Genomic DNA, 25,086 nt, shown 5'->3' on the forward strand with positions numbered 1-25,086 from the left:
CCTGCCGCAGACGGCAACGCAATGCATCGGCCAAGCCACGCAGGCGGAACTGGAACAGTGGTGCCAACGCAGCCTGGACGCGCCCAGCCTGGCGGCGGTGTTCGGCGTCGAGCCGGCGCCCGCTTAGGCTTGCGGCCCGGCGTGAACGGCCGGTGTCCTGAGCGGACCCGGCAGCGCTACAGCGGCTTGCGCCTTGTCAGGAGGCGTCGTCCGATGACGGCGCATCTTCGCGCTTGGCGCCCTGGAAGCCGTCGTACACGCGGCGGTGAAAAGCATACGAGCAGTTGTCGTCGCGCGCATCGTACTTGCCCACCCACTCCATCAGGAAGGGCAGCATGTTGTCCTGTTCTTCTTTTGACGCATACTTGTGCGGCTCCCACGGCCGCTGCGCGTTGTTGGCCATGCAGGCATCCTTGCCCGGATTGATGAACACCAGCTGGGTGCAGAACGGCAGCGCCGCCTCGATCAAGTCGCCGTAGCAGCCTTCCACCACCCAGTCGGCATGGCCGCGCACGAAGGCGTACAGGTCGGCCAGCACTTCATAGGCCGGCCGCGCCACCGCCACCGCTCCCGGCACCCAGTAGATGGTGTCGAGATCGAGGTGGCGCAGCTGGTGCAGCCCGGCCAGCTGGCGCGCGCGCCACGACTTGCCGGACCCTGAATTGCCCATGATGAGAACGCGCATCGCGGTTCCTTACGCCAGCAGCGGCACCAGGTATTTGCCGGTGACGCTCTCCGGATTGGCCGCCACGTCTTCCGGCGTGCCGCTGGCGACGATCCTGCCGCCGCCCGCGCCGCCTTCCGGACCCAGGTCGACGATCCAGTCGGCGGTCTTGACCACATCGAGATTGTGTTCGATGATGACCAGCGTGTTGCCCTGGTCGCGCAGGCGGTGGATCACCTTGAGCAGCAGGTCGATATCGTGGAAGTGCAGGCCGGTGGTCGGCTCGTCCAGGATGTAGAGCGTGCGCCCGGTGTCGCGCTTGGACAGTTCAAGCGACAGTTTGACGCGCTGCGCTTCACCGCCGGACAGGGTGGTTGCGCTCTGGCCGAGGCGGATATAGCCCAGGCCCACGTCGAGCAGGGTTTGCAGCTTGCGTGCGATCAGCGGCACCGGCTTGAAGAATTCGTGCGCCTCTTCCACCGTCATGCCCAGCACTTCGGTGATGTTCTTGCCCTTGTACTGCACTTCCAGCGTTTCGCGGTTATAGCGCTTGCCGTGGCAGACGTCGCACGGCACGTACACGTCCGGCAGGAAGTGCATCTCGACCTTGATCACGCCATCGCCCTGGCACGCTTCGCAGCGCCCGCCCTTGACGTTGAACGAGAAGCGCCCGGCGCTGTAGCCGCGCTCCTTGGCCGCCGGCACGCCCGAGAACAGGTCGCGGATCGGCGTGAACAAGCCGGTGTAGGTGGCCGGGTTCGAGCGCGGCGTGCGCCCGATCGGCGCCTGGTCGACCGAGATGACCTTGTCGAAGTGTTCCAGGCCGCTGATGGAGTCGTGCGGTGCCGGTTCGGTTTGCGAGCCATACAGGTGGCGCGACAGGGCCGGGTACAGCGTGTCGTTCACCAGCGACGATTTGCCGGAACCGGAAACGCCCGTCACGCAGGTCATCAGGCCGACCGGCAGCTTGAGGGTGACCTTTTTCAGGTTGTTGCCGGTGGCGCCGGTGATCACCACTTGCTTGTTGGCGTCGGCCACGTGGCGCTTCTTGGGCACCGCGATTTTCAGCGAGCCATTCAGGTAGCGCGCGGTCAGCGATTTTTTGTTCTTGAGGATGTCCTTGAGCGTGCCTTCGGCGATGATCTCGCCGCCATGCACGCCGGCGCCCGGACCCATGTCGACGATGTAGTCGGCGGTGCGGATCGCGTCTTCATCATGCTCGACCACCAGCACGCTGTTGCCGATGTCGCGCAGGTGCTTGAGGGTTTCGATCAGGCGGTCGTTGTCGCGCTGGTGCAGGCCGATCGACGGTTCATCGAGCACGTACATCACGCCGGTCAGGCCCGAACCGATCTGCGAGGCCAGGCGGATGCGCTGCGCCTCGCCGCCCGAGAGCGTATCGGCGCTGCGGTCGAGCGACAGGTAGTCCAGTCCCACATTATTGAGGAACTTCAGGCGCGAGACGATTTCCTTGACCACGCGGTCGGCGATCTCTTTCTTGGCGCCCTTGAGGGTCAGCTTCTCGAAGAACTCCAGGCATTCGCGCAGCGGTTTGCGCGCGACCTCGTAGATGGCGCGCTGCTGCTTGCCGGTGCCGACCTTGACGAAGCGCGCTTCCACGCGCAGGCGCGCGCCTTCGCACGACGGGCACTGCTTCTCGTTGATGAACTTCGCCAGCTCCTCCTTGACAGCCATCGAATCGGTTTCGCGGTAGCGCCGCTGCAGGTTGGTGACCACGCCTTCGAAGGTATGCTCGCGAATCACGGTGCGACCGCGCTCGTTCACATAGGTGAACGGGATCGAGGTCTTGCCGGAGCCGTACAACACGGCCTGCTGCGAGGCCAGGTCGAGCTGCTCGAACGGCATGTCGATATCGAACTCGTAGTGCGCCGCCAGGTTCGACAGCATCTGGAAGTAGAACTGGTTGCGCCGGTCCCAGCCCTTCACCGCGCCCGAGGCGAGCGACAGGTTGGGGAAGGCCACGATGCGGCGCGGGTCGAAAAATTCGATGTGGCCCAAGCCATCGCATTCAGGGCAGGCGCCCATCGGATTATTGAACGAGAACAGGCGCGGTTCGAGTTCCTGCAGCGAGTAGCCGCAGGTGTTGCAGGCGAACTTGTTGGAGTAGACGTGTTCCGCCCCGCCGCCTTCCGCGGCCCGATCCATCTCGAGCACCACGGCGCGCCCGTCGGCCAGGCGCAGCGCGGTCTCGAAGCTTTCGGCCACGCGCTGCTTGATCTCCGCATTGACCTTGACCCGGTCGATGACCACGTCGATGCTGTGCTTTTCGGTTTTCTTCAGCTTGGGCAGATCGTCGATCTCGTAGATCTTGGCGTCGTGGGTGCCGCTCTGGATGCGAAAGCGCACGAAGCCCTGCGCCTGCATCGACGCGAACAGGTCGCCGTGTTCGCCCTTGCGGTTGGCGACAACGGGCGCCAGGATCATCAGCTTGGTATCTTCCGGCATGGCCAGCACCGCGTCGACCATCTGCGACACCGTCTGCGCGGCCAGCGCGTGGTCCGGGTGGTTGATGCAGTAGGGCGTGCCGACGCGCGCGTACAGGAGGCGCAGGTAATCGTGGATCTCGGTGACCGTGCCGACCGTGGAACGCGGATTGTGCGAGGTGGCCTTCTGTTCGATCGAGATGGCCGGGGACAGGCCTTCGATCAGATCGACATCGGGCTTTTCCATCAACTGCAGGAACTGGCGCGCGTAGGCCGACAGCGATTCGACATAGCGGCGCTGCCCTTCGGCATACAAGGTGTCGAACGCCAGCGACGATTTGCCGGAGCCGGACAGGCCGGTGATCACGATCAGCTTGTTGCGTGGCAGGTCGAGATTGATGTTCTTCAGGTTGTGCGTACGTGCGCCGCGAATGCGGATCTGTTCCATGTGTTGTGTGCCTTAAACGGGTCAGCTCATACTATAGCCGTGTTTCAGAAGCGACGTCTGCGGGGGACGATTGCCGCGTCCGCAGTTGCGCGAAAAGCGTATTGACGTTGCTCAGGGTTTTTGCTTATTTTCACTGTATATAATACCAGTATTTTTGTGTGTGCATGCGTATGATGGGCGCATAATATAGGGCACCATGGATGCGGACAGGACGCAGTAGGGAAGCATGAAGGACGCACTTTGGATGCGGTGGAGATGCCCGCCGGAGTATAATCCTCGTCTAGAAAAATCATCGGGTTGCGGGACGCCGCAGCAGTTCAACAGGAGTAATACATGGCATCAGTCAATAAAGTCATCATCGTCGGCAACTTGGGGCGCGATCCGGAAATCCGCTACATGCCCAGCGGTGACGCTATCGCCAACATTGCCGTCGCGACCTCGTACAAGTCGAAGGACCGCAACACCGGTGAGCAAAAAGAGCTGACCGAATGGCACCGCATCTCGTTTTTCGGCCGCCTCGCTGAAATCGTCGGCCAGTACCTGAAAAAGGGTTCCTCGGTCTACGTTGAAGGCCGTCTGCAGACCCGTAAATACACCGACAAGGATGGCGTCGAGAAGTACGCGACCGAAATCGTCGCCGAACAGATGCAGATGCTGGGCGGACGCCAGGGCATGGGCGGCGACGCCGGCGGCGGCATGGATGATGGCGGCGGATACGATTCGCAGCCGCAGCAGAGCCGTCCGGCGCCACAGCGCCAGGCGCCACCTGCGCCTGCGGCACGTCCGGCCCCGAAGCCGGCCCCGAACTTCTCTGACATGGATGACGATATTCCGTTCTGACGCCTAGTCTGCTGATACTGTAAACAAAGCCCTGTAAGTCACTGACTTACAGGGCTTTTTCTTTTACCAGCACTATATTTTGTGGCGCCAAGCCGATCCCATGCCGTCCGCCCAAGATCTGCGCGGGGCAAATGCGAAGCAATTCAGTGCTCGGATTGCAGTGCAAGCAATTCGGCTCGCAACTGCTTCATTGCCGGGGTCTCACGTCGGGCGGCAGGGATCTGGTCGATGGACGCCAACCCCACTTGCACCGCCTCTTGCGCCGTAGATTGGCGCTCGGCAGCGAGCAGTATTTTTGCCTTGCGAAGGTACAGCTCAGGTAGACCTTGGCCTTGCATGATCATGGCATCCAGGCGTTTCAGGGCGTCGTCCCATGCTTTTGATTCGATGTCCAGGCTAATGGACTTGTTTTGCAGCACGTTCAACCTCCCGAGTTTTTGCATGCCTTCATCCAGACTAGCGTGCGCTTCCGCAGTGGCGCCGGCTTTGCTCTGCGCATCGGCAAGGTGCAGGTAATGCTCAGGCGAGGGTTCGGCTGCCTGGTCCACTGCGATGCGGAACGACGCCCCGGCGCCACGATACTGTCCCTGCGCGAGCAGAATCTGTCCGTATAGACTTTGGCCTCGCACGATTGCGCCTGGCTCACCTTTCAACATCGCCAGAAATTTTTCCGCGTACCGCCGTGCCTCGGTAAATCTTTTCTGATTGAAGGCCTGCTCGGCCAAGTAATAGTAGGCGGATCGCTCCTCAGGATTGAGCTTCAGGGCAGACGAGAAATCCTCGGTTGCGGACTTGTTATTCCCGTGTTCCATGTGAAGCCGTCCACGTTTGACAAGCAAGGGTGCACTTTTTCCTTCCCGCCGCATCGTCGCACTGAGATCTTGTATCTGGCTGTGCAAGGAGCCATGGGCCAGCGCCTGCCCGGTGAAAAAAAGCAGAGCGAATAACACCCGATTGAGCTGCATGATGGGATCCTCAACAAATAAAATGGGCGGGAGACCTTTCTCCCGCCACATTCGAGCGAATCGTTACCGATTAGTTCTGATACGTAATGCTTAAAGTCGGGCGCTGGGAGACAGTGCCATATTCGCTGGCGCGGAAGTCGACGCCGTCGCTGCTTGGGGAGCGGACGGTCAGGCCGTTATTGGCGACCGTACCGTTCAACCAGCCCTGCACCACGCTGATGCCGGCCGAATTGAGGGTGATGGTTTGAAGTCCATTGACACTTGGTACAAAGTTGCCGATCTCGGTACCCTGACTGCCGGCGACATTGGCGTTGGCCCAGGTGGCCGTGCTTTCGGTCCAGGCACTAGTTCGAGCGTAGAGCCGGTATGTGCCAGCGCTCGGGTTGAAGGTTTGTAGCTTCACACGAACCGACTTGACAGTGGCGGTGCTCGGGATGCCGGTCACGCTCCACTTGAGCAGGGAGACCAGTTCGCCATTGGTGCTGTCCGACCCATCAGCGCGCACGGCGGCAGAGGTGCCGAAGCTGGAGCCGGTCGCACCACTGGCGACATAGGTATCCTGGGTGCCGGTGTAACCGTTCAATCCGTCGCGCAGATCGAGCGTCACCGTCGTGCTGCCGGCAGCGAGCGTCGTCGCGTTGGCCACATTCGAATAGGCCGAGTTGCCGGCACTGTTTTTGGCGCGTACCCGGTAAGAGTAGCTTGTGCTGGCGGCCAGCCCGGTGTTGCCGTACGACTGGATGTTGCTGCCGACCGGGGCCAGCGCTGCCCAGTTGACATTGTCGGTGGAACGCTCGATATCAAAGCCGGTTTCGTTATTGGCATTGTCGGTCCAGGTCACGTTAATGGCGGACGATGAAGCGGCCGTTGCCGTCAAGCCGCCAGGCGCTGCCGGAATGGCTGGCGGCGTGGTGCTTTTGCTGATGGTGAAATAATCACGCATGGTGCCGTTGTTGTTGAGATACTTGATGTCCAGGGTTTGGCTGGAAACATCAATGACCATCGAGCCCAATTCGTTAAGCGATAAAAACATGGCGGGATGATTCAACAGGCCGCCACTGACCTGGCCGGATGCGCCGACCACGGAATAGACTGCGCCGGAATGCGGCAGGCTGGCGGTTTTTGTATAGGCGCCCGTAGCATCGACGCGGCCGCTGCCGCCGTTGATTTCAAACGAGCTGTTGTAGCTGCTCGAGAGGCCGTAGTGGCCGTCGATGAATTTCGAGCGTTCATACGAATGGCTGTGTCCCGCAAGAACAAGGTCGACGCCATAGTTTTCCAGGATAGGCAGGAAATTCTGGCGCATCTCGATCATGTTGGTCTCGGTATCCGAATTGTGCGAACCCTTGGTGTAGGGCGGATGGTGCCAGATGGCGATCAACCAGGTCGCGGTGACATTCGCCAGATCGGCTTTCAGCCAGTTCATCATCGCGCCTGTGGTGGAGCGGCTGGTCTCGTTCGAGTCGAGCACGATGACGTGGATGTTGCCATAGTTGAACGAGTAATAGGCCTCGGTACCCGAAGCGACACCGCCGGCCTCGGCGTTTTTCGGAAAGGTGTGGATGTCATAGTAGGGCCCGCTCTGCGTCGCGGAATCGGCGCTGACGCCGTCGTGGTTGCCGATCGTGGCCCACAGCGGCGACTGGCGCATCATCTCCGGGTACACGTTGAACATCTTGGTTTGATATTCGGCATCGGTACCGCTGTTGTAGGCGTTATCGCCGAGCATCATCCAGAAGTCCGTGTACCTGCTTCCGGTGTAATTGCGGTAGGCGTTGTAGACGGCTGCCTGGCCGGCTGAACCTGTGCCTGCATCGCCGATCACCCAGATACGGGTGGGCACCGCGGTGCCGGCCGTCGGCGAGGTTTTGAAAAAATACGTGGAGTCGCCTGCCTGCACGGCGCTGCTGGAGCCGACGTTGTAGAAATATGTCGTGTTCGGGTCGAGGCCGGTCAATTTGACGACGTGTTCAGTGGTGGATGCGGCGTTGGATGCGGGAGACGTCAGGCTGCCGGAACTGGTGCCATAGTGGACACGGCTATCGGTAGCGGTATCGGTACGCCAGCGCACAGTGATGCTATCGCTGCTTGCGCTTTGAAGGTAAGGCCCGCGTACGACGGTGGCTGCGAATGCAAGCGATGACGAAAACAGAACGAGGAGCGCGACGCAGGACTTCAACACACCATGCTTTCTATTATGTAGCATTTATTTTCTCCATATCCCAGGTTGGTGGAACAGCGTTGGTCATGCCCGGACGACGACTCCGTTCCTGCGCACGACAAAGTGCCGGGCAGGTGATCGTTTCATTGGTGGCGCAGCGGCGGTCGTCATGTCGACCAATTCGGCTCACTTGCGCTCTTCGGAATGGGATCTGAGCAGCGCCAGCGACTTCAGGCGCTCACTGGAAGACCCCGGTAGTGTTTGCATCAATTCCTCATCAGGAAGCGTGGCAGCTGCCTTCAGCCACAGATCCGCAGCCGTCCGGTCAAGCTTGGCTGCGGCGGGTAATTCCATGCGTGGTCTGAGCGAAAGTACATAAAACGACACGGCCCACAATTCGTCCTCTGCCAGGGAAGAAAAGCTTGGCATTGCGGTGTTTTGAACTCCCAATTTGGCGGAGGTAAAGACGGACAACGGCGACATGGACGCCATGCGTGCCGAATCGAGAAAATTCATTGGCGTCGAAGCCAGTGCCTGCGCTGCGACGCCTCGCCCATTGCCCATTGCGCCGTGACAGGAGGCGCAGTGCGCCGTGAATAGTTGTTTTCCATGGGTCAGGCTGGGCCAATTGCCGGGTGCTGTCGCCGTTCCGGCTGCTACGTAGATGGCATCACGCGCTTTCAATGCCTGCTTCTTGATGGCATCGGGCTGCGCTTTTTCCTTGATCAGCTCGATGAGCCTGGCAATATCCCTGCGAATGGCAGGCTGTGAGCTGATCGCTTTTACCTGCTCACTGACTTCCAGCGCGGAACCGCTGACGACGAGTTGTTCGACGTATTCATCTTCGTCGATAATTTTTCCGTTCAATACGGCGAGCGCATAGTCGCGGGAGACATAATCGAGCATCTGCGCCACAAAATCGGCCGTGTATGCGGGCCGGATGCTTTCCTGTGCCGATGTGTTTGCCACCACGCCGAGATAGAGCAGCAATGCCGAGATCGCCATGGATGCGAGTGCGGAAGATGCCATGCCTTGCAGCGGAGATTTTCTACTGGCGGCAGCCAAATCTTTATCGATCATTGGAGTATGCGGAAAGAATACGGGAAACCACTGACAGTACCGATACAGAATGACCTCTCGATGACAACGCGAGCACGAGTGCGATGCGCGACATGGGGAGGCGTCTACATCGGCCGCACCGTCAGGTACGGGGTGACCCCATGGTATACGGACTCGAGGGCAGCGGCCAGTCCTTTGCGCACCCCGTCAACGTGGTCGAGTTGCGGATCCGATTGTTAGTCTCACTCATGCGCTGCTTTGTACCAACACTTTTTAGTTGGGCATAACCGTTCTAAGCCGAGCGCTTTGCACTGGCGTTCGGGGCCTCTGCATCTGGCGCGGTCAGGCTGCATTTCGCGCCAGTATGCGGTGATTCGTCGCATATGTTCCTTCCGTAGGCGTGTCGCGGGCAAAGTGGCATCAACTTAACGACCTTGCGGAGCCTGCCATGCTGATTCAGATCCTGACCCACACCCCTTTCTACGTGTGGGCCATCCTCGCCTTGCTGGTGTATCGCGGCGTCGTCGCGATGCGCGACCGCGAGATGGCGGTCGGGAAGCTGTTCATCATCCCCGTCATCATGCTGGCCCTTTCCTTGCAGGACATCGTGGCAAAGTTCGGTACCGCCTTCCTTCCGCTGTCCGCCTGGGCCAGCGGCGCGGCGATGATGCTGCTGCTGGTGTGGAAGTTCAGCAGCGCAGGTGTGAGCGCTGGCGCCGCGCCCGGCAGCGTGCGCGTCCACGGCAGCTGGGTGCCGCTGGCGATGATGCTCGCGATTTTCTGCACCAAGTACGCCACGGCCGTGACGCTCGTTGTCCAGCCGCAGGCCAGCCACCATGCGCTGTTTTCGACGGTGGTGTGCTTCATGTTCGGCGTCTTCAACGGCTACTTCTTGGGAGGCCTTGCACGCAAGCTGACGTCCTGGAAGGGATCGCTGGCACCAGCCCGTGCAAGCAGCTACCCGACGACCGCGGCATGACTGCTCCAGGCGATGCCTCGCCATTGCTGACCCCAACAGCGGATTTTTGACTCGGCGCGGCATCAGGCACATACTTTCCACTTTTGGAAAGCACAGGCAAACGCATGAATATGCTCACGCTTCACTATCATCCTCTGTCGTCCTGCTGCCACAAGGTATTGATCGCGATTGATATGCTCGGTATCGAGGTGGACAAGCGACTGCTCAACCTGGGCGACCCCGAGGAGCGGGCCGCGCACCTGGCGCTTTGGCCTACAGGCAAGATGCCACTCTTGATGGACGGGCCGCGTCCGGTGCCCGAAACGAGCATCATCATCGAGTATCTCCAGCGTCACCATGCCAGTCCGGGCCGTACGCTCATCCCGGATGCGCCGGACGCCGCGCTCGACGTGCGTTTGTGGGACCGCCTGTTCGACCTGTATGTGATGACGCCGATGCAGGCACTGACAGCCGACCTGCTGCGGCCAGAAGGCGAGCGCGACGCACCCGCTGTGGCCAAGGCGCGGGAAAGCCTGTCGTCGGCCTACGCCTTTATCGGCCGCCACCTCGAAGGGCGGACCTGGGTCGCCGGTGATGCATTCAGCATGGCCGACTGCGCCGCGGCGCCAGCCTTGTTCTATGCCATGGCTTACGTGCCGCTGCCGCCCCAGCATGGCCACCTGGCGGCCTATGTCGAGCGCTTGATGAGTCACCCATCGGTAGCGCTTACCATCGACCAGGCACGGCCCTACTTCAAGTTCTTTCCTGGCCGCAGCGGCTTGTCTCGCCGCTACTTCGACCCGGCCACGGCCTGAGGTGCATGCCGGGCGCGGGTGTTCCGCCCTGGCCTCCGGGCTGGAACACCACTACGCCTGAGCCAGCCACGCCAGCGGAAACTCGACGATCGTGTGCGGCCCGATGGCGACCAGGGTTGCGCGCGCCGCATCATGGAAACGCGGGGTAAAACCAGGCAGGCCGCTGATCTGCGCGCGCGTCGCCAGGTCCCAGACGCTCGTCCCTGTGTCGGCAGCGACGTACAGGCGCTTGCCGTCACTGAACAGGTCGAGAACGCCGATCGTTGCGTCGATGGCCATGGGCCAGCGCGCCTCGGGAGGCGGCGCTGCCTGCACCGTCGCATCCAGGATGCGCACGCCCGGCCCTTTACCCGATTCCTCGCATTCCTCCTCGTCCCAGTCGGCCGTGCCCCACAGCGCGACCTGGCGTTCGCTGACCCAGCAGGCAGGCGTATTCCAGTCGTCACGCATGGCCACACGCACGACCGAGGCGCCGTCTTCGCTTTCCCACGGATTCGAAGCTAGCCAGTCGGTGACGGACCAGGCCAGCGGGATCGAGACCGGCTGCCAGACCCAGCCATCATCGAACAGGCGGCTGCCGTCCGGGCTGGGCCGGACCTGTCCGTGGAAGTAGTCGTGGTAATGCTCCGGGCAATCCTTGCCCGGCTCATACGCTGCGATGTGGCGCTCGGTAAGCGACTTGCCGGTCGCCGCATCGGCAGCGTCGAGGCGGTTCCAGGCGCTGCGGTGGACGAGAACATTGCGCCCTTCATGACGGACAAAACACGCGCTGAAGGGCACTTGTTCGGCGTGATAGTCGCCGCCGTCCAGGCGCATGGTGATGGCGCCGGACTGCGTCTCCACCACCACGCCATGCTGGCCCCGGTCGACCACGATCGCGGCATGGACGCCGTCGGACGACGCGTGCAGCCGCAGGCTGGGCGCCAGGCGGTCAGCGTCCTGCGGCGGCGCGGGAAGTTCCACCCGGCACAGTTCGACACTGGCTCCGCTATCGAGATCGACCCCGTGCAGAGCGCCGTCGGTGGTCAGGACCAGCACGTGGCCGTACGCTCCCTGGACCGGACAGGCATCCACGATGGGAGAGCCGGACCATGCGAGGGTGCGCAGCGGATGCGCATGGCCATTTGTCGCCTGCAACAGGCTTTCATTGATCGTGATCATCGTAAATTCGTGGTTTGCGGGACAGGTAAAATGGGCTCGCCTCCGGCAGGGGACGGCACACGCATGTGGCGGAAGGATGATTGGCTGCCTCATCAAACGAGACAGACAGGGGCAGCAAAATATGTTGCAATAATGTAACAAAAATCCCGATGGTGCAATGTTTTAGAAGCATATTTACATTGGGCATGGGATACTTGTTGCGTTTTTAACTACATACTATCCGTGAGTCATCATGAAGAAGCCTTTTATCACTTTTCTGCTTGTGTTTGCGATCGCGTTCGGCGCCGTAGCATGGTTTAACATTGAAAAAATCAATACCAACGCTGCCATCGCCAAATCGCCTGTCTACGTCCTGGCGACGCCGGAAGGCATTACCAAGAAAACCAAGAAGGGCAAAGTCACCTATCAGGTGAACTTCAGTTATTCAGACGCTGGAGCTACCTATAAAAAGGACTCGCACTGGTTCGACACGGTCGAGCAAGCCGAGGCACTGGCCAGCTCGCCTGTTCAAATCGCTTTTGCCACGAACAAGCCAGCCGACGCTGTCTTCAAGACTGAATTCGATCAGCGCGATCCCGGCGAAGGCATGGGCAGCGCGCTGACCACCGCCGGCATGATTGGTTTTTTTCTTGCGCTCCTCGGCACGGCGGTCTTGCTGTACCGCGTTCCCTCGCTGCGTCGCTAGTCATCGCTTGCCAGGCGGCCTGATCAGGCGAATCGGTCAGGTCTACGCCCCCACGGGAATCAAAGCCAGCCTCGCCAGGCTGGCTTTTTCGCGTCTGCCGATGCCCCTTGGGCGGGCGCAGCGTCAGGCCGCTGCGCGCACAGGCCGCAATGCCGCCATGATTTCGCCCGCCAGGCACTCCACCGCCGGCGAACTGCTGTTGCGTCCTCTGATCAGCACGACGTCGAGCGGCTCGACCGGCGGCAAGCCCTCCGCTTCGCCCAGCCGCACCAGGTGCGGCGGGATGCTGCATTCGGCCAGGGCCGCCACCGCCAGTCCCGCATCGACCATCGCCACGATGCCCAGCAGGCTCGGGCTGCTGTAGGTCGCGCCGTACGGCCTGCCGCACTTGTCCAGCGCGGCCAGGGTGTGCGCGCGCGCCACGCAGCCCTTGTCGAACAGCGCCACCGGCAGCGGCGTTTTTTTCCACACCGCGTGCCGCTGCGAGCCGACCCAGACCATCGCTTCACGCCGGATCAGGCTGCCTTCCAGGCCGTCGTCGCGGGTCACGAACGCCAGGTCGATCTGCCCCTTTTGCAGCAGGGGCTTGAGCAGCGTGCTTTGCAGGCAGACCAGCTCGATCTCGACATTGGCGAACAGCTTGGTGAAGCGCTCCAGCACCGGCGGCAGCAGGGATGCCACGTAGTCGTCGGGCGCGCCGAGCACCACGCGCCCGACCACCTCCTGCGTGCGCAGCGCGGCCAGCGCCTGTGCCTCGAGCGCGAGCATCTGGCGCGCATACGGCAGCAGCCGTTCGCCCGCCGCCGTCAATTCGATGCGGCGCGTGTGGCGCGCGAACAGCGCCTGCCCGACCGTCTCTTCGAGCTTCATGATTTGCATGCTCACCGCCGCCTGCGAACGGTGCACCGCATCGGCTGCGCCGACAAAGCTCATGTGGTCGGCCGCCGCGACAAAGGTGCGCAGCTGGTTCAGGTTCAGGTCTGGTGTCATGGTTTCGATTATCGAATGAATTTCATCAAATAAATCAGCTTGTTTGATGTGTGGCGCTACCCGATGATAGCCCGAAACCACTCACCGGAGCAGATCATGTCCAATCCCGCCCTATCGTTCGCCGCCGCCATGCTCATGCTTGGCACGCTCGGTATCTTCTTCCACGAAGCCGCGCTGGCGCCCGTGATGACCGTGTTTTTCCGCTGCGCTTTCGGCGCCGCCATCTTGCTGGCGTACTGCGCGTACAAAGCCATGCTCAAGCGCAGCAATGTCTCGTTCAACAACCTGATGCTGGCGCTCGGCAGCGGCATCCTGATGTGCGTAAACTGGGTGATGTTCTTTGAAGCGATCGCCCGCGTCGGCATTTCCGTGACCACCATCGTGTACCACGTGCAACCGTTCCTGGTCCTGATCTTCGGTTCGCTCCTGCTCAAGGAACGCGTCAGCGCCAACAATATCGGCTGGGTCGCGCTGGGCTTCGCCGGCCTCGTGCTGGCATGCGGATTGCGTACCGGCATGGCGCTCAGTGCCAGCTATCTGATCGGCATCGCCTGCACGCTCGGCGCGGCCGTTGCCTACGCCGGCGTCACCCTGAGCACGCGCGCCATGCGCGGCATGCCACCTCATCTGACGGCATTGACCCACTGCCTTACCGGTACCGTGCTCACGGCCGGGTTCTTCAGCATGCCCGCCAGCGGCATCGATGCGGCGCAGTGGGGCTGGCTGGCCGGCCTCGGATTGATTCCCACCGCGCTTGCCTACGTGATGGTGTACGGCGCCACGCCACGCATGAACACGGCCGTCATCGCCGTGCTCACCTTTCTCTATCCGGCGGCGGCGGTGGTGGTCGACTTCCTCGTCTACGGCCATGCGATCGGCGCGCTGCAGCTGGCCGGCTTTGCGCTCATCGCCAGCGCCACGCTCGGGGTCAACCTGCAATGGCGCTTTTTCCCTTCCCTGAAAGGCGCATGATGCATCCCTATCACACCCGGCGCGCGCGCCTGATCGCGCACATGCAGAAACACGGCGGCGGTGTCGCCATCATTCCCACGGCGCCCGAAGTCATGCGCAACAACGATGTCGAGTATCCGTTCCGGCACGACAGCTATGTTCATTACCTGTCCGGCGTGACCGAGCCGGACGCCGTGCTCGTGCTGGTGGCCGGGGTGCAATCGCGCAGCATCCTCTTTTGCCGCGACAAGGATGCCGCACATGAAATCTGGCACGGATTCCGGCATGGCCCGGACGGCGCCTGCGCGCATTTCGGTGTCGACCAGGCGTTTTCCATCGCGGCGCTCGACCAGCACCTGCCCGGCCTGCTGGCCGACGCGCCAGCCCTGTACGCCGGCATGGGCCGCAACGCAGCCTTCGACGAGCGCCTCAACGGATCGCTGCGCGCCGTACGCGGCGCTGGGCGCTCCGGCATGCGGGCGCCGGCGCTCATCCACGACGTCCACATGCTGATCGATGAAATGCGGCTGTTCAAGGATGGCGGGGAGCTCGACCTCATGCGGCGCTCCGCCGCCGTGGCGGCCGACGCCCATCTGCGGGCCATGCGCGCAGCGCGTGCCGGGCTTGCCGAATACCAGGTCGAGGCCGAGCTGCTGTATGAATTCCACCGCCAGGGCGCGGCCGCGCCGGCGTATCCATCCATCGTGGCGGCGGGCGCGAATGCCTGCATCCTGCACCACAACCCCGGCCGCACCCGACTGCGCGATGGCGAGCTGCTGCTGATCGATGCCGGCTGCGAGCTCGACAGTTACGCGTCGGACATCACGCGCACCTTTCCCGTCAATGGCCGTTTTTCGCCCGCGCAAAGGCGGATCTACGAGATCGTGCTCGACGCCCAGCTGGCCGCGCTCGCCGCGGTGAAGCCCGGAGCGAGCGTCCTGGCGCCGCACGAGGCTGCGGTGCGCATCCTGTCCCAGGGCATGCTCGACACGGGCTTGCTCGATGCCGACCGCGTCGGCTCGCTCGACGACGTTATCGGCAGCGGCGCCTGGCGCCAGTTCTTCATGTGCAAAACCAGCCACTGGCTCGGCATGGACGTGCATGACGTCGGCAGCTACCGTGAACCGGGCGGCGATGCCTGGCGCATCCTGCAACCGGGCATGACGCTCACCGTCGAACCGGGCCTGTACATCCGGCCGGCGCCGGGCGTGCCGGAGCAGTTCTGGCATATCGGCATCCGGATCGAGGATGACGTGGCGGTGACGCCATCGGGGCGGGACGTGTTCAGTGCCGGCGTGCCCAAGGCGATCGGCGACATCGAAGCGCTGATGCGTTGACAACGACACGCCGATGACGCACGCTGAGGGCGACAGAACCTATCAGGAGCGCAGCGTGAATCTTTCCCCGGCCATTCCCATCCTGCGCATTTTTTCGGAGCAAAAAGCCAGCGAGTTTTATCTGGATTTCCTCGGCTTCGCTTGCCAGTGGGAACACCGCTTCGAGGAGGGCATGCCCTTGTACATGGAGGTCAAGCGTGGCGACCTGGTCATCCACCTGAGCGAACACCATGGCGATGCCACGCCTGGCTCGACCATCTTTGTCCATCTCGATGACATCGACGCGCTGCATCAGGAACTGACCGCGAAAAACTATGCCTATGCGTGTCCGGGCGTCGACGACCTGGCGTGGGGCCGGGTGATGCAAGTGGCCGATCCTTTCGGCAACCGCATCCGGTTCTGCCAGCCGGCCTGACCGTTGCTGGTACGACAGCTACATCTGCCGAAAATGATGCAGGTAACTCCGGCTGACCGGCAGCACCTCCGCGCGATCGCGCAGGTGCAGGTCGGCCGTCTCGTTTATCCCGCGCACCACTTCGCTCACATAATGCAGATTGACGATTACCGAGCGGTGAATCTGCACGAAGCGCTCCGGATCGAGTTCATCGCCCAGTTCGCGGATGCTCTTGCGAATCAGCGCCTCGCCATCGTCCCACACCACCGAGGTGTACTTGCCCTCCGCGCGCATGAAGGCTACCTGCTCCACCGGAATCAGGCGCACCCGGCTGCCGACCGACGCCTTGATCCACTGCAACCAGTTGCGCGTCGCGCTGCGCTGGCGCAGTTCGCTGGCCATGCGTTCGAGCACCGCGTCGAAGGCCGCACCGGCATCCGGCGCGCGCCCAAGCCGTTCCTGCAAACGTTGCACCGTGTCGGCCAGGCGTGCCGCGTCGACCGGCTTGACCAGGTAATCGATGGCGCCCTGCTCGAACGCCTGCACCGCATACTGCTCGTAGGCGGTGATGAACACGATCTGCGCCCGCCGCGCCAGCGCCCGTGCCGCCTCGATGCCGTTCAGGCCCGGCATGTGCACGTCCAAAAACACGATCGCCGGCTGATGCTCGTCGAACAGTTCGACCGCCTCGCTGCCGTTGCGCGCCTCGGCCACGATCTCCAGCTCCGGCCACAGGCGCGCCAGTTGCGCGCGCAAGTGCTCGCGCAGCAGCGGTTCGTCGTCGGCGATCAGGGCGGTCGGGTGCTTCATGCGGCGCTCCGTGGGAGAAAGGTCAGTTCGACGTGCAAGCCGTGCGGCGCCTGTTCGTGTAAATCCAGCTTCGCGCCAGTGCCGTAAAACGCTTGCAGGCGCGTGCGCACATTGGTCAGTCCGGTGCCCGGCTGGCTGAGCTCCGACATGCCCATGCCGGTGTCGCTGACCCACAGGCTGACGCGGCCGCTGGCTGCATCGAGCTTGCCGCCGACCTCGATGCAGCCGCCGTCGAGGCTCGGATCGATGCCATGCCGCACTGCGTTTTCCACCAGCGTCAGCAAGGCCATCGCCGGGAATGGCAAGCCGTTCAGCGCCGGCGCCGTCTCGACTTTGAATTGCAGGCGGTCGGGCATGCGCATATGCATCAGTTCCAGATAGGCGCGCACCAGTTGCAGTTCGGTGTCGAGGGTGGCATCGGCATCGTTCAGGCGCGGCATGGCCGCCTTCAGGTAGGCGATCAGATGGCGCAGCACCGGCCCCGCATTGTCGGACTTGGCCTCGACCAGCGCCGCGATATTGGCCAGCGTATTGAACAGGAAATGCGGCTCGATCTGGGCTTGCAGCAGGCGCAAGCGGGTGTCGAGCAGCTCGCGCTCCAGCGTATGGTGCTCGCGTTCGGCCTGCAGGCGCGCGGCACGCTCGCGCGCCTTGCGTTCCAGGCGCAGCGCCACCAGCGTCACCAGCATCCCGACCACCAGCGCGACCACGGCCAGCATGATGTAGCCATACACCAGCTCGCGCTTGGCGGGCCTGTGTTCCGTCAGCCGGAAAATGGCCAGCGTGGCCAGCGGCGCCATCAGCGCCACCGCCAGCAGCCGCGCCAGGGCCGATGGCAGCTGGCGCTGGCGCAGCGCGCCGGTCGCCGTGTAGGTGAACAGCAGGGCGATGGCGATGAAACCGATGCGCAGCAGCACCGACAAAAACGGTCCCGACGACAGCGTGGCCAGCACCCACGTCAGCTGCAGCGTGACCAGCGTCACCACCAGCGACTGGCGCACGGTCGGCAGCGCCGGATGGCGCGAGGGCAGGGAAGGTGGCGGCGCGTTCATCATCCCGCCACAATAACCGTTCGCCGACCGTCGTTCAAGCCCGGAAAACCGCCGCCGGTCGCGCCGATCGGCGCGCGCCCTCGCCAGGCGGCCCGCTTCCTTCTACTGTGGACACAGGCGATATCACACGAAAGGAAGTCACATGAACTTGCAAACTGCTGGGGGCAGGCCGCGCGCGGCACCAGGAAGCACGGCGGGCCCGGCCGCGTGGCACGGCAGGGTCGATGCCGCGCTGGCGTGGTCGGCGCGCTTGTGGTTCGGCGTGGCCGTGCTGGGACAACTGTTGTTCGCCTGGTATGTGGCGGTGTTCTACGGCGGTGCGCTGGCGCACGGCGACCTGGCGCAGTGGAACAAGGTCATGCCACGCGGGTATGTGGCCGGCGACACGGCCGGCAATGCCGCCATCGGCCTGCACGTGCTGGCGGCGGTCGTCATTACTATCGGCGGCGCGCTCCAGCTATTGACGCCGCTGCGCCGCCTGGCGCCCACGTTTCATCGCTGGAACGGGCGCGTGTATGTGCTGCTGGCGCTGGCGTCCAGCGTCGTCGGCCTGTACATTGTCTGGTGGCGCGGCGCGGTGGGCGGCCTGGTGCAGCACGTGGGCATCAGCGGCAACGCCGTGCTGATCGTGCTGTGCGCGGCCCTGGCCGTGCACCATGCGCGCGCCGGCCGCGTCGCCCTGCACCGGCGCTGGGCGCTGCGCCTGTTCCTGGCGGTCAGCGGCGTGTGGTTTTTCCGGATCGGCCTGATGGCCTGGATCGTCGCCAACCACGGGCCGGCCGGATTCGATCCTGTGACCTTCCAGGGGCCGTTCCTGAGCTTCCTGTCGTTTGCCCAGTACCTGCTGCCGCTCGCAGTGCTGGAGCTGTATGCGCGCGCACAGGCGAGCGGGCACGTGGCGGCGCGCGGCGCGATGGCCGTCGCCATGCTGGGGCTGAGCGCGGCCACGGCCGCCGGGGTGGCCGCGGCGGCGATGATCCTGTGGCTGCCGCACCTGTGACGTGGCGGTCAGGCGGGGAAAGCCTGGGCCGTGGTGCACACGGTCAGCGCGGCGTCGGCGGGCACCGGCAACCCTGACCACACCCAGTTATGGTGCGCGATGATGGCCGGCGCGGCGAGGTGCGGACGGTCGGCGGTGGTGTGCGCATCCGACAAGGCCACCACGCGCAATCCGCGCGAGGCCGCCGCGCGCACGGCGGTGTCGACGCAAAATTCCGTGGCGAAACCGCAGACGTACACGGTGGAGGTGGCGCTGGCCGCCAGCTGCGCCGCCAGGTCGGTCGCGGCGAAGGAGTCGCCGGCCAGCTTGTCCACCGTGCCGTCGGTGGCCTCCTTTTCCAGCGCCGCGATCACTTGCCAGGGCGCCGAGCCGATGCGGGCGTGCGCATCCGCATGCTGCACGAAGATCACCTTGCCGCCCTGCGCCCGGATGTGACGGGCGGCGTGATTGATGCGTCCGACCACGCCGGCGGTGTCGAAACACGGTTGGGCGGGATTGTCCAGCCATGCGTTCTGCATGTCGATGATCAGGAGTGTGTTCATGGGTTCGGCGCGTAGTGAATGAAGAAGCGCCCAGTGTTATCGAAAACGACACCCTGATCAATCCGCATCCGGTTCGGAGATTGGTAACCAGCGATTGCGAATCCGGACGACCGGCATTCCTACAACCGGGGTCTGACCTCTGATTAGAAACAAAGGTCTGATGAGAAACAAAAAGACGCGGCATTAGCGGCCTGACGGGCATGTCGCGCTTGTGGGAATAAAAATGTGTTACATCGGAGGTCAGGCTAAGGCTCGGAAAGACACAATGATGCTAGTCAGAGGTCAGACCCCGGTTGGGGGAGCAGGGGCACGGCGTCGGCCAGTTGGCGGCCGAACAGCGTACGCGACCATTGCTGGCGGTTGCCGATCACGTACAGCCGCCGCTTGGCCCTGGTCGCGGCGACGTTGATGATGTTGGGCCGGCCGGCGGCCCAGTTGCGCGCGCCGTCGGTCTTTCCACCCAGGACGAACACCACCGTTTCGCACTCTTTGCCCTGGAAGGTATGCACCGTGCCCACGTGCCCGTGCAGCCACTTGGCGATGGCTTCGTCGTCGGCGTCGCCCGCCCATTCGCCGGCGCGTGCCCGCAGCAGGCCGGTCAGCTCCTGTGCCACCGATTTGAATGGCGAGATCAGGAACAGGTCCGGCAAGCCATGCGCCTTGCCGACCCAGCCATTGCTGGCGTAGCGCACCACGATGTCGGCCGCCAGCGCGCCTTCGCGTGCGTTGTAGTGCTCCTCGAACTCGCCCACGGCGATGTCGTGCCAGCGCGAGGGACCGAGCAGCGGCCGCAGCACGCTCGCCTGTTCTTCCTCGGCACGCGCCGGGCCGTAGACCATCTTGGCGTTGTAGGCAATCTGGTTCGACAGCGAAAACATCGGATCGGCGCAGCGCCGGTGCACCCGCAGCGGTGCGCCGACCCACAGGTCGCTGCCGTCGTACTGCACCACATTCGCGCCGAAGCGGTTGCCGCGGTCGGCCAGGTGCTGGGCCGAGTAGGCGGTCAGCTGGTGCTCGGCCGGCGCCTGGTGGTAGCTCAGGATGCCGTAGTCGAGCTTCTTGTCCATCGTGATCACCGGCTCGACCTGCAGCGGGTCGCCCACGATCAGGGCGCGCTTCGAGCGCCAGATGGCGCCCAGCGCGTGCGAGGGCACCGCCTGGCCAGCTTCGTCCACCAGCAGCAGTCCGATGTCTCCTTCGCCCAGGTCGGCGAAGCAGCGCGATACCGATGCGAATGTGCTCGACACCACCGGCACGGCGAGGAAAAAGGTGGCCCACAAGTGGCGCGCCATGGCCGGCAAGTGCGGCTGGATGTAGCCTTCCTGCGCCAGCATGGCCAGCGCCAGGCGGAAGTTGGTTTCGAATGGCTTGCCGGCATGCTTGAGGAAAGCCTTGTGCAGTTGCATGGCGGCGACGAACACGGTGGCGCGCGCCGCGTGATACCTGGCGTTGCTGCGCGGCAGAGACTTCTGCTGCTGCTCGACCGGGAGCGCGGCAAACGCGGCCGGGTCGAAGGCGGCCTCGCCCAGCGTGGCGTCGAGCGCGTCGAGACGCTGGCGCACGCCGCGCAGCGCGGCGGCGCGCGTGGCGGCATCGGCCTGTGCCGCCTGCCAGTTTCCGGTGCAGGTGCCGGCCCTGGTTTGCGCTTCCAGGCGCGCCACTGTCAGGCGCGCGCGCTCGCCGCGCAGGCTGTCGTACTCGTCCGACAATGCTTGCTGGCGCGCCTGGCATGCGGCGAATGCCGCCTTGCGGAAAAAGCGTGCCAGTAACTGGCGCCAGGCGGGCCATTCGGTAGCGTGCAGTTCGCGTTCGCGCAGATTGGTGGCGATGGCCGACGCATTGCCGACGCCGCCTGCATCGAGCGCGGCCAGTGCCGCCTTGGCCTCCTCGTTGTGCCGGCGCGCCGCTGCTGCGGCGGCGTCGGCAGCCGCACACAGCTCGCGCGCCGCCTTCCATTGCGGCAGCGTGCCGTCGTAGTCCAGGATCGCAGCCTGGATCGCTTCCACCTCGGCCACGGCCGCGTTGAAGCGGGTGCGCGCCGCTTCCCAGTTGAGCGAGGCGCCGGCGCCGGCAAGCTGTTTCGCCAGGCCAGAGTCCTTGAAGGCGCCAAGGCGGTTGGCCACCAGGCTGCGGTTCGCCTTTTTGCCGAGCGGGACCGAAATCAAGCCCCAGCAGCGGATCTTGCCATGCTCGTCGCCGGCATCGTCCCCGGGCGCATTGGCCTCGCCTTCTTCCCCCTCGCCCGGCGCTTTTTTCTTTTCTTCATTGAGGATCGCTTCGGCGCTGGCGGCGAAATAGTCGAATGGCTGGCCGTCCACCAGCAGCGCTTGCGGCGCCACTTTCTTGATGCTGGGCAGGTCGAGCGTGATGTTCTCGACCGCCTTGTTGTTCTCGCTGGCGACCACGATGCCGGTGTCGAGCAGGCGTTCATCGAGGTGGAAGCAGGCGCCCTTGTAGGCGACACCGCTGCTGTTGGCCGGATACTCGACCTGGTGCGGCGCGCGCGCGAACGCGGTTTCGGGATTGGCGAATTGCACCAGGATCCTGGCGCGCTCGACCACGCGGGCGGCGATGATGTCCATCAGCAGGGTGGTCTTGCCGGTGCCGGGCGGGCCGTTGACCGAGAAGATGCCGCCGTCGGCCAAGGTTTCCAGGCCGATGTTGACGGCCACCTGCTGCATCAGGAACAGCGGGAACTCGGTCGGCCAGCGTCCCACCGGGAAACGGCGCGGATCGAGTGCGGCCTTGACCGCGCCGGGACGGGTGATGTCGCGTCGGGCGTCGCTACGTCGGGCGCCGTCGCGTTGGGTATCGCCACGTTCGTGACCGTCGAGGTAAGCCTGGATCTGGGCCGAGCCGGGGCCGTGTTCGGCGTCCTGCAACATGCGCTCGAGGTCGTCGAGGTAGAAGGAGTTGACCGGGTCCAGCTCCGGCTCGCGCGGAAACTTCTTGCCGCGGCGGTCGACCAGCGCCACCTCGTGCGCGCACAGTTGGGCGCGCGCGAGCAGGGTGCGCGGTTTCCAGTCCAGCTCGCTAATGAGGAAGTCGGTGACCTGGTCGAACCAGTCGGCGTCGGCAATGCCGTGGTTGCCCATGGCCAGTTCGTGCAGCTTGTTCTTCAGGCCGAACAGGGTCGCGCCATAGCCGATCCGGGTCCGGTTTTTCTTTTCCGCGAAGGCAACGGCGAACGCGGCCAGTTGCAGCGTGTCGACGCTGGGCCGGCCATCCGAGGCAATTTCGATGGCGCACAGGAAGGTGTTGCCCCTGGCCGGATGGAGGTGGTTGCCGCTGAATTTTTCTTCGGCCGCGTCGAGCGGGAACATCTCCACCAGTTCGGCCTCCAGCACGCCTTTCTCGACCAGGCCGAACCAGACGAAATACTTGTGCTGGCCATGCGGCGCGTCGTCCGCCAGCGTGCCCCGGGGCGCGGGCAGCCACGGTAACTTCTCGTCGTAGCGCCTGAAGAAGGCGGGCCGCTTGCCCGGTTTGGGAATATCCGGATACATGAGCGCTTCGACATCGAACCAGTATCGAAGCGTGTTGACATACTGTGCAGGCATAGGATTCTTCCGGGAATATGGCTACCCGGGGTGAGCGCGCGGGGAAGCCAGCTTGCATGACCGTGCGGGCGATCATTTGACAAGGCGGAATTGTAACTTCACCGACGCAAAAACATGGGCCGATTTCACATTGGCGCACGCTGCCGGCGGAGGAAGTATCCTGGCCCGGCGGCGCCGCGCCGCGCCGCGCATCTGCGGAGGATGCGCAGCGCTGTGCGGCGCAGCGCTCTCCGGCGGGGCGCTCTCCGGCGCAGCACTCTCCGGCGCGGTGCTGTCCGGCGCGGCGCTGTCCGGCGGGGCGCTGTCCTACCCGGCGTAGTTGACCGGGTTGCCGGCCAGCGGCGCGTGCGCGTCGCCCGGGGCCGGGCTGGCGCTGGCCTGGTCGACCATGTGCGCGTAACCGCTGAAGTCGGCTACCTCGAAGCCGAACGGCAGGCGCGTGGCGGCCTTGTCGTAATTGGCGTGCGGACGCACCGCCTGGCACAGGTCGTCGCGGTTCCAGCCGGTGGCGATCGCGTGGGCGATCAGGCGGCCCTGCTTCTTGGCGATCGGGGCCGGGCTGCCCCACAGCGCCGGCGCGCCGGTGAACCACAGGCCGGGGTAGCGCGTATGCAGCACGTTGCCGACCAGCTGCTGCGGCACTTCGCTGCCTTCGGCCAGGATAGCCTGGCTCTGGTAGCCGGTGCAGCAGACGATGATGTCGGCCTCGCAACTGCTGCCATCGACGAAATGGACATTGCGCTCGGTTACCTGCGCCAGCGCCGGGCGCAGCGGGACCATGCCGCTGCGTACCGGACCGAGCATGGCGTCGCTGACGGTGATGCGCTGGCGCCCCACATCGATTTCGTGGCTGGACGGGTCGACCGCATGGCCGACCGCCCCGTGCGAGCGGCAAGCTTCCCACAGCCTGGCCTGGTAGCTGTGGCGGTACGCATCCTTGAGCGCGCGCGTGGCCACATCGATCGGGTTGCCGTGAATCATGCGCGGCACCAGCCAGGTCGGACTGCGGCCCGACAGCACCAGTTGCTGCGCCACCGGAAACAGCCTGGCCGCGCACTCCATGGCGGTATTGCCCAAACCGACGATCAGTACGCGCTGGCCGGCGAAGCGGCTGATGTCGCGCACGTCGGACGAGTGGATGATGCGGCCCGCAAAGTCGGCCGCCCCGGCGATCTCGGGCAATTGCGGCGTGTGATACAGCCCGCCCGCGTACACCACTTGCTCGAAGTGGCGCAGCAGGGGCGCGGCGGCCTGGTCGGCGCTGGCGATCAACAGGTCGGCCCCGCCCGCATAGAGCGATGGCGTCACGCACAGCACCTTGGTCGAGGTGAAGATGCGCGAGGCCAGGCCCTGGCGCTTGACCGTGTCGAGGCATTGTTCGGTGTAGGCGGCCCAGCTGCCCGTCTCGGGGCGCGACAGCGGCAGTTGCGCGGCCGCGTTCTGGACCAGGTCCGGGTAAATCGCCGACAGCGGGTCCTTGCCCCACAGTCCGCCCGGCTGCGAGCGCGCCTCGAACAAAACCGGGTCCAGGCCGCGCTGCAGCATCTCGGCGGCGCAGGCCAGGCCACTGCTGCCGGCGCCGATGATGGCGATGCGCGGCCGGTTCAGCGCGCCGCCGGCGACACGCGCGGCCAGGTCGGCGAAGGTCGGCAGGGCGGCGCTCACCGGCACAGCTCCGCGCGCCCGGCGCTGCCCGATGCCGTGCAAGGGACCGGTAACGCCAATTGCCAGGATCGGGACACCACATCAACAAATCGAATTAGGGACATCGTCTTCACCACTCGCAGGACGGATAAATGAAACGGCAGGCTTTTGTGCGCCTGCCGGGAACGCGTAGTTAATGCCGGATGGGCACTTCTGCGAAATATTGTTATTTCGTCGGGGCGATTAAAAACGATTTGGCATCGGAGTGTCAATCAATATTGAGCAGGCATTACTAATAGCAATGTACGGCGCATAAGAAAATGTCTTAAGTGATTGAATTTAAACGGGTTTGGTTTTTTCTTCTATTTCTGGGGTGTTGTTGTTGCACCAATTGAGATGTTGAAAATTCGATCACTATTTACGCGCGCACCGGGGCCGCCGCGCCGGCGTCGTTGCATTGACGAGAAAACCCCCTGATGATTAATTGAACATTAATTGTTATGGCAAAAAGACCATATTTGTCATGGCATCGTCATAATCATGTGCCTGTTTATTAAGCTGAGTGCGCCTGAATATGCGGCATGGGAATGGCGGCCGGGGGCGCGC

General features: G+C 63.8%; 21 protein-coding genes. 9 read left to right on the top strand and 12 right to left on the bottom strand.

The genetic code is table 11. The features are described from left to right. Positions 1-196: 196 nt before the first annotated feature. Both F2P44_RS07655 and uvrA read right to left on the bottom strand, forming a co-directional pair. Positions 197-685, bottom strand: coding sequence for a P-loop NTPase family protein (locus F2P44_RS07655; RefSeq protein ID WP_167086105.1), 489 nt, complete (start codon positions 683-685; stop codon positions 197-199). A 9-nt stretch (positions 686-694) separates the two neighbouring features. Next, positions 695-3,556, bottom strand: coding sequence for an excinuclease ABC subunit UvrA (uvrA, locus tag F2P44_RS07660; RefSeq protein ID WP_167086106.1), 2,862 nt, complete (start codon positions 3,554-3,556; stop codon positions 695-697). 333 nt (positions 3,557-3,889) lie between these two features. Between uvrA and ssb the strand changes: the two genes are divergently transcribed. Continuing rightward, the gene (gene ssb, locus F2P44_RS07665) at positions 3,890-4,396 is read left to right on the top strand and encodes a single-stranded DNA-binding protein (RefSeq protein ID WP_054265190.1); all 507 of its coding nucleotides are present in this window, start codon (positions 3,890-3,892) and stop codon (positions 4,394-4,396) included. 143 nt (positions 4,397-4,539) lie between these two features. Here ssb and F2P44_RS07670 read toward each other — a convergent pair whose 3' ends face one another. The 3 genes from F2P44_RS07670 to F2P44_RS07680 all read right to left on the bottom strand — a co-directional run bounded on the left by F2P44_RS07670 (position 4,540) and on the right by F2P44_RS07680 (position 8,602). After that, entirely contained in the window at positions 4,540-5,361 is an 822-nt protein-coding gene (locus F2P44_RS07670; protein WP_167086107.1) for a tetratricopeptide repeat protein, read from the bottom strand. 70 nt (positions 5,362-5,431) lie between these two features. After that, complete coding sequence (locus F2P44_RS07675) at positions 5,432-7,567, bottom strand: DNRLRE domain-containing protein (RefSeq protein ID WP_167086108.1); 2,136 nt, start codon at positions 7,565-7,567, stop codon at positions 5,432-5,434. 141 nt (positions 7,568-7,708) lie between these two features. Further along, positions 7,709-8,602 (bottom strand): c-type cytochrome, encoded by an 894-nt coding sequence (locus F2P44_RS07680; protein ID WP_167086109.1) that lies wholly within the window; start codon positions 8,600-8,602, stop codon positions 7,709-7,711. 427 nt (positions 8,603-9,029) lie between these two features. Here F2P44_RS07680 and F2P44_RS07685 point away from each other — a divergent pair, with 427 nt between their 5' ends. Both F2P44_RS07685 and F2P44_RS07690 read left to right on the top strand, forming a co-directional pair. Beyond that, positions 9,030-9,560: a DUF6622 family protein gene (locus F2P44_RS07685; protein WP_167086110.1), complete on the top strand. Its 531-nt coding sequence runs from the start codon at positions 9,030-9,032 to the stop codon at positions 9,558-9,560. Between the two features lie 104 nt (positions 9,561-9,664). Next, a complete protein-coding gene (locus F2P44_RS07690; protein WP_167086111.1) occupies positions 9,665-10,354 on the top strand; it encodes a glutathione S-transferase family protein in 690 nt (229 codons plus the stop codon). 51 nt (positions 10,355-10,405) lie between these two features. Here F2P44_RS07690 and F2P44_RS07695 read toward each other — a convergent pair whose 3' ends face one another. Further along, entirely contained in the window at positions 10,406-11,515 is a 1,110-nt protein-coding gene (locus F2P44_RS07695) for a hypothetical protein (RefSeq protein ID WP_167086112.1), read from the bottom strand. Positions 11,516-11,747: 232 nt separating this feature from the next. Between F2P44_RS07695 and F2P44_RS07700 the strand changes: the two genes are divergently transcribed. Further along, positions 11,748-12,200: a DUF3592 domain-containing protein gene (locus F2P44_RS07700; protein ID WP_167086113.1), complete on the top strand. Its 453-nt coding sequence runs from the start codon at positions 11,748-11,750 to the stop codon at positions 12,198-12,200. Between the two features lie 123 nt (positions 12,201-12,323). Here the strand turns inward: F2P44_RS07700 and F2P44_RS07705 are convergent, their stop codons facing one another. Beyond that, a complete protein-coding gene (locus F2P44_RS07705; RefSeq protein WP_167086114.1) occupies positions 12,324-13,190 on the bottom strand; it encodes a LysR family transcriptional regulator in 867 nt (288 codons plus the stop codon). Positions 13,191-13,286: 96 nt separating this feature from the next. Here F2P44_RS07705 and F2P44_RS07710 point away from each other — a divergent pair, with 96 nt between their 5' ends. Genes F2P44_RS07710 through F2P44_RS07720 form a run of 3 tightly spaced genes read left to right on the top strand, consistent with a single transcriptional unit; the run spans position 13,287 to position 15,893 of the window. Continuing rightward, entirely contained in the window at positions 13,287-14,162 is an 876-nt protein-coding gene (locus tag F2P44_RS07710; protein WP_167086115.1) for a DMT family transporter, read from the top strand. Continuing rightward, complete coding sequence (locus tag F2P44_RS07715) at positions 14,162-15,478, top strand: aminopeptidase P N-terminal domain-containing protein (RefSeq protein WP_167086167.1); 1,317 nt, start codon at positions 14,162-14,164, stop codon at positions 15,476-15,478. Before F2P44_RS07710 ends, F2P44_RS07715 begins: the two co-directional genes overlap by 1 nt. 55 nt (positions 15,479-15,533) lie before the next feature. Next, the gene (locus F2P44_RS07720; RefSeq protein ID WP_167086116.1) at positions 15,534-15,893 is read left to right on the top strand and encodes a glyoxalase superfamily protein; all 360 of its coding nucleotides are present in this window, start codon (positions 15,534-15,536) and stop codon (positions 15,891-15,893) included. An 18-nt stretch (positions 15,894-15,911) separates the two neighbouring features. On the opposite strand, the gene F2P44_RS07725 is transcribed toward F2P44_RS07720, so the two are convergent. Both F2P44_RS07725 and F2P44_RS07730 read right to left on the bottom strand, forming a co-directional pair. Then, positions 15,912-16,682 (bottom strand): LytR/AlgR family response regulator transcription factor, encoded by a 771-nt coding sequence (locus F2P44_RS07725; RefSeq protein WP_167086117.1) that lies wholly within the window; start codon positions 16,680-16,682, stop codon positions 15,912-15,914. After that, positions 16,679-17,734 carry a sensor histidine kinase gene (locus F2P44_RS07730; protein ID WP_167086118.1) on the bottom strand — a complete coding sequence of 352 codons (1,056 nt, stop codon included), beginning with the start codon at positions 17,732-17,734 and terminating at the stop codon, positions 16,679-16,681. Before F2P44_RS07730 ends, F2P44_RS07725 begins: the two co-directional genes overlap by 4 nt. A 142-nt stretch (positions 17,735-17,876) precedes the next feature. Between F2P44_RS07730 and F2P44_RS07735 the strand changes: the two genes are divergently transcribed. Next, positions 17,877-18,734 (top strand): DUF2306 domain-containing protein, encoded by an 858-nt coding sequence (locus F2P44_RS07735; RefSeq protein ID WP_167086119.1) that lies wholly within the window; start codon positions 17,877-17,879, stop codon positions 18,732-18,734. 8 nt (positions 18,735-18,742) lie between these two features. Here the strand turns inward: F2P44_RS07735 and F2P44_RS07740 are convergent, their stop codons facing one another. Continuing rightward, positions 18,743-19,276 carry an isochorismatase family protein gene (locus F2P44_RS07740; RefSeq protein WP_167086120.1) on the bottom strand — a complete coding sequence of 178 codons (534 nt, stop codon included), beginning with the start codon at positions 19,274-19,276 and terminating at the stop codon, positions 18,743-18,745. A gap of 275 nt (positions 19,277-19,551) precedes the next feature. Further along, the gene (locus F2P44_RS07745) at positions 19,552-22,836 is read right to left on the bottom strand and encodes a DEAD/DEAH box helicase (RefSeq protein ID WP_167086121.1); all 3,285 of its coding nucleotides are present in this window, start codon (positions 22,834-22,836) and stop codon (positions 19,552-19,554) included. 76 nt (positions 22,837-22,912) lie between these two features. Here F2P44_RS07745 and F2P44_RS34885 point away from each other — a divergent pair, with 76 nt between their 5' ends. Further along, positions 22,913-23,155 (top strand): hypothetical protein, encoded by a 243-nt coding sequence (locus F2P44_RS34885; protein WP_187363263.1) that lies wholly within the window; start codon positions 22,913-22,915, stop codon positions 23,153-23,155. On the opposite strand, the gene F2P44_RS07755 is transcribed toward F2P44_RS34885, so the two are convergent. Further along, positions 23,143-24,501, bottom strand: a complete 1,359-nt coding sequence (locus F2P44_RS07755; protein ID WP_167086122.1) for a flavin-containing monooxygenase — start codon at positions 24,499-24,501, stop codon at positions 23,143-23,145. The genes F2P44_RS34885 and F2P44_RS07755 overlap by 13 nt on opposite strands. Positions 24,502-25,086 lie beyond the last annotated feature (585 nt).

This window comes from Massilia frigida (assembly GCF_011682175.1).
Classification (GTDB): domain Bacteria; phylum Pseudomonadota; class Gammaproteobacteria; order Burkholderiales; family Burkholderiaceae_D; genus Telluria_A; species Telluria_A frigida.

What these genes read in the sequence shown, in the direction of transcription:
- F2P44_RS07675 (WP_167086108.1), bottom strand. Translation starts at nt 7,567, where the DNA reads ATGCTACATAATAGAAAGCATGGTGTGTTGAAGTCCTGCGTCGCGCTC.
- F2P44_RS07735 (WP_167086119.1), top strand. Translation starts at nt 17,877, where the DNA reads ATGAACTTGCAAACTGCTGGGGGCAGGCCGCGCGCGGCACCAGGAAGC.
- F2P44_RS07685 (WP_167086110.1), top strand. Translation starts at nt 9,030, where the DNA reads ATGCTGATTCAGATCCTGACCCACACCCCTTTCTACGTGTGGGCCATC.
- F2P44_RS07690 (WP_167086111.1), top strand. Translation starts at nt 9,665, where the DNA reads ATGAATATGCTCACGCTTCACTATCATCCTCTGTCGTCCTGCTGCCAC.
- F2P44_RS07680 (WP_167086109.1), bottom strand. Translation starts at nt 8,602, where the DNA reads ATGATCGATAAAGATTTGGCTGCCGCCAGTAGAAAATCTCCGCTGCAA.
- F2P44_RS07730 (WP_167086118.1), bottom strand. Translation starts at nt 17,734, where the DNA reads ATGAACGCGCCGCCACCTTCCCTGCCCTCGCGCCATCCGGCGCTGCCG.
- ssb (WP_054265190.1), top strand. Translation starts at nt 3,890, where the DNA reads ATGGCATCAGTCAATAAAGTCATCATCGTCGGCAACTTGGGGCGCGAT.
- F2P44_RS07715 (WP_167086167.1), top strand. Translation starts at nt 14,162, where the DNA reads ATGCATCCCTATCACACCCGGCGCGCGCGCCTGATCGCGCACATGCAG.
- F2P44_RS07745 (WP_167086121.1), bottom strand. Translation starts at nt 22,836, where the DNA reads ATGCCTGCACAGTATGTCAACACGCTTCGATACTGGTTCGATGTCGAA.
- uvrA (WP_167086106.1), bottom strand. Translation starts at nt 3,556, where the DNA reads ATGGAACAGATCCGCATTCGCGGCGCACGTACGCACAACCTGAAGAAC.
- F2P44_RS07710 (WP_167086115.1), top strand. Translation starts at nt 13,287, where the DNA reads ATGTCCAATCCCGCCCTATCGTTCGCCGCCGCCATGCTCATGCTTGGC.
- F2P44_RS07725 (WP_167086117.1), bottom strand. Translation starts at nt 16,682, where the DNA reads ATGAAGCACCCGACCGCCCTGATCGCCGACGACGAACCGCTGCTGCGC.
- F2P44_RS07655 (WP_167086105.1), bottom strand. Translation starts at nt 685, where the DNA reads ATGCGCGTTCTCATCATGGGCAATTCAGGGTCCGGCAAGTCGTGGCGC.
- F2P44_RS07700 (WP_167086113.1), top strand. Translation starts at nt 11,748, where the DNA reads ATGAAGAAGCCTTTTATCACTTTTCTGCTTGTGTTTGCGATCGCGTTC.
- F2P44_RS07670 (WP_167086107.1), bottom strand. Translation starts at nt 5,361, where the DNA reads ATGCAGCTCAATCGGGTGTTATTCGCTCTGCTTTTTTTCACCGGGCAG.
- F2P44_RS07695 (WP_167086112.1), bottom strand. Translation starts at nt 11,515, where the DNA reads ATGATCACGATCAATGAAAGCCTGTTGCAGGCGACAAATGGCCATGCG.
- F2P44_RS07740 (WP_167086120.1), bottom strand. Translation starts at nt 19,276, where the DNA reads ATGAACACACTCCTGATCATCGACATGCAGAACGCATGGCTGGACAAT.
- F2P44_RS07705 (WP_167086114.1), bottom strand. Translation starts at nt 13,190, where the DNA reads ATGACACCAGACCTGAACCTGAACCAGCTGCGCACCTTTGTCGCGGCG.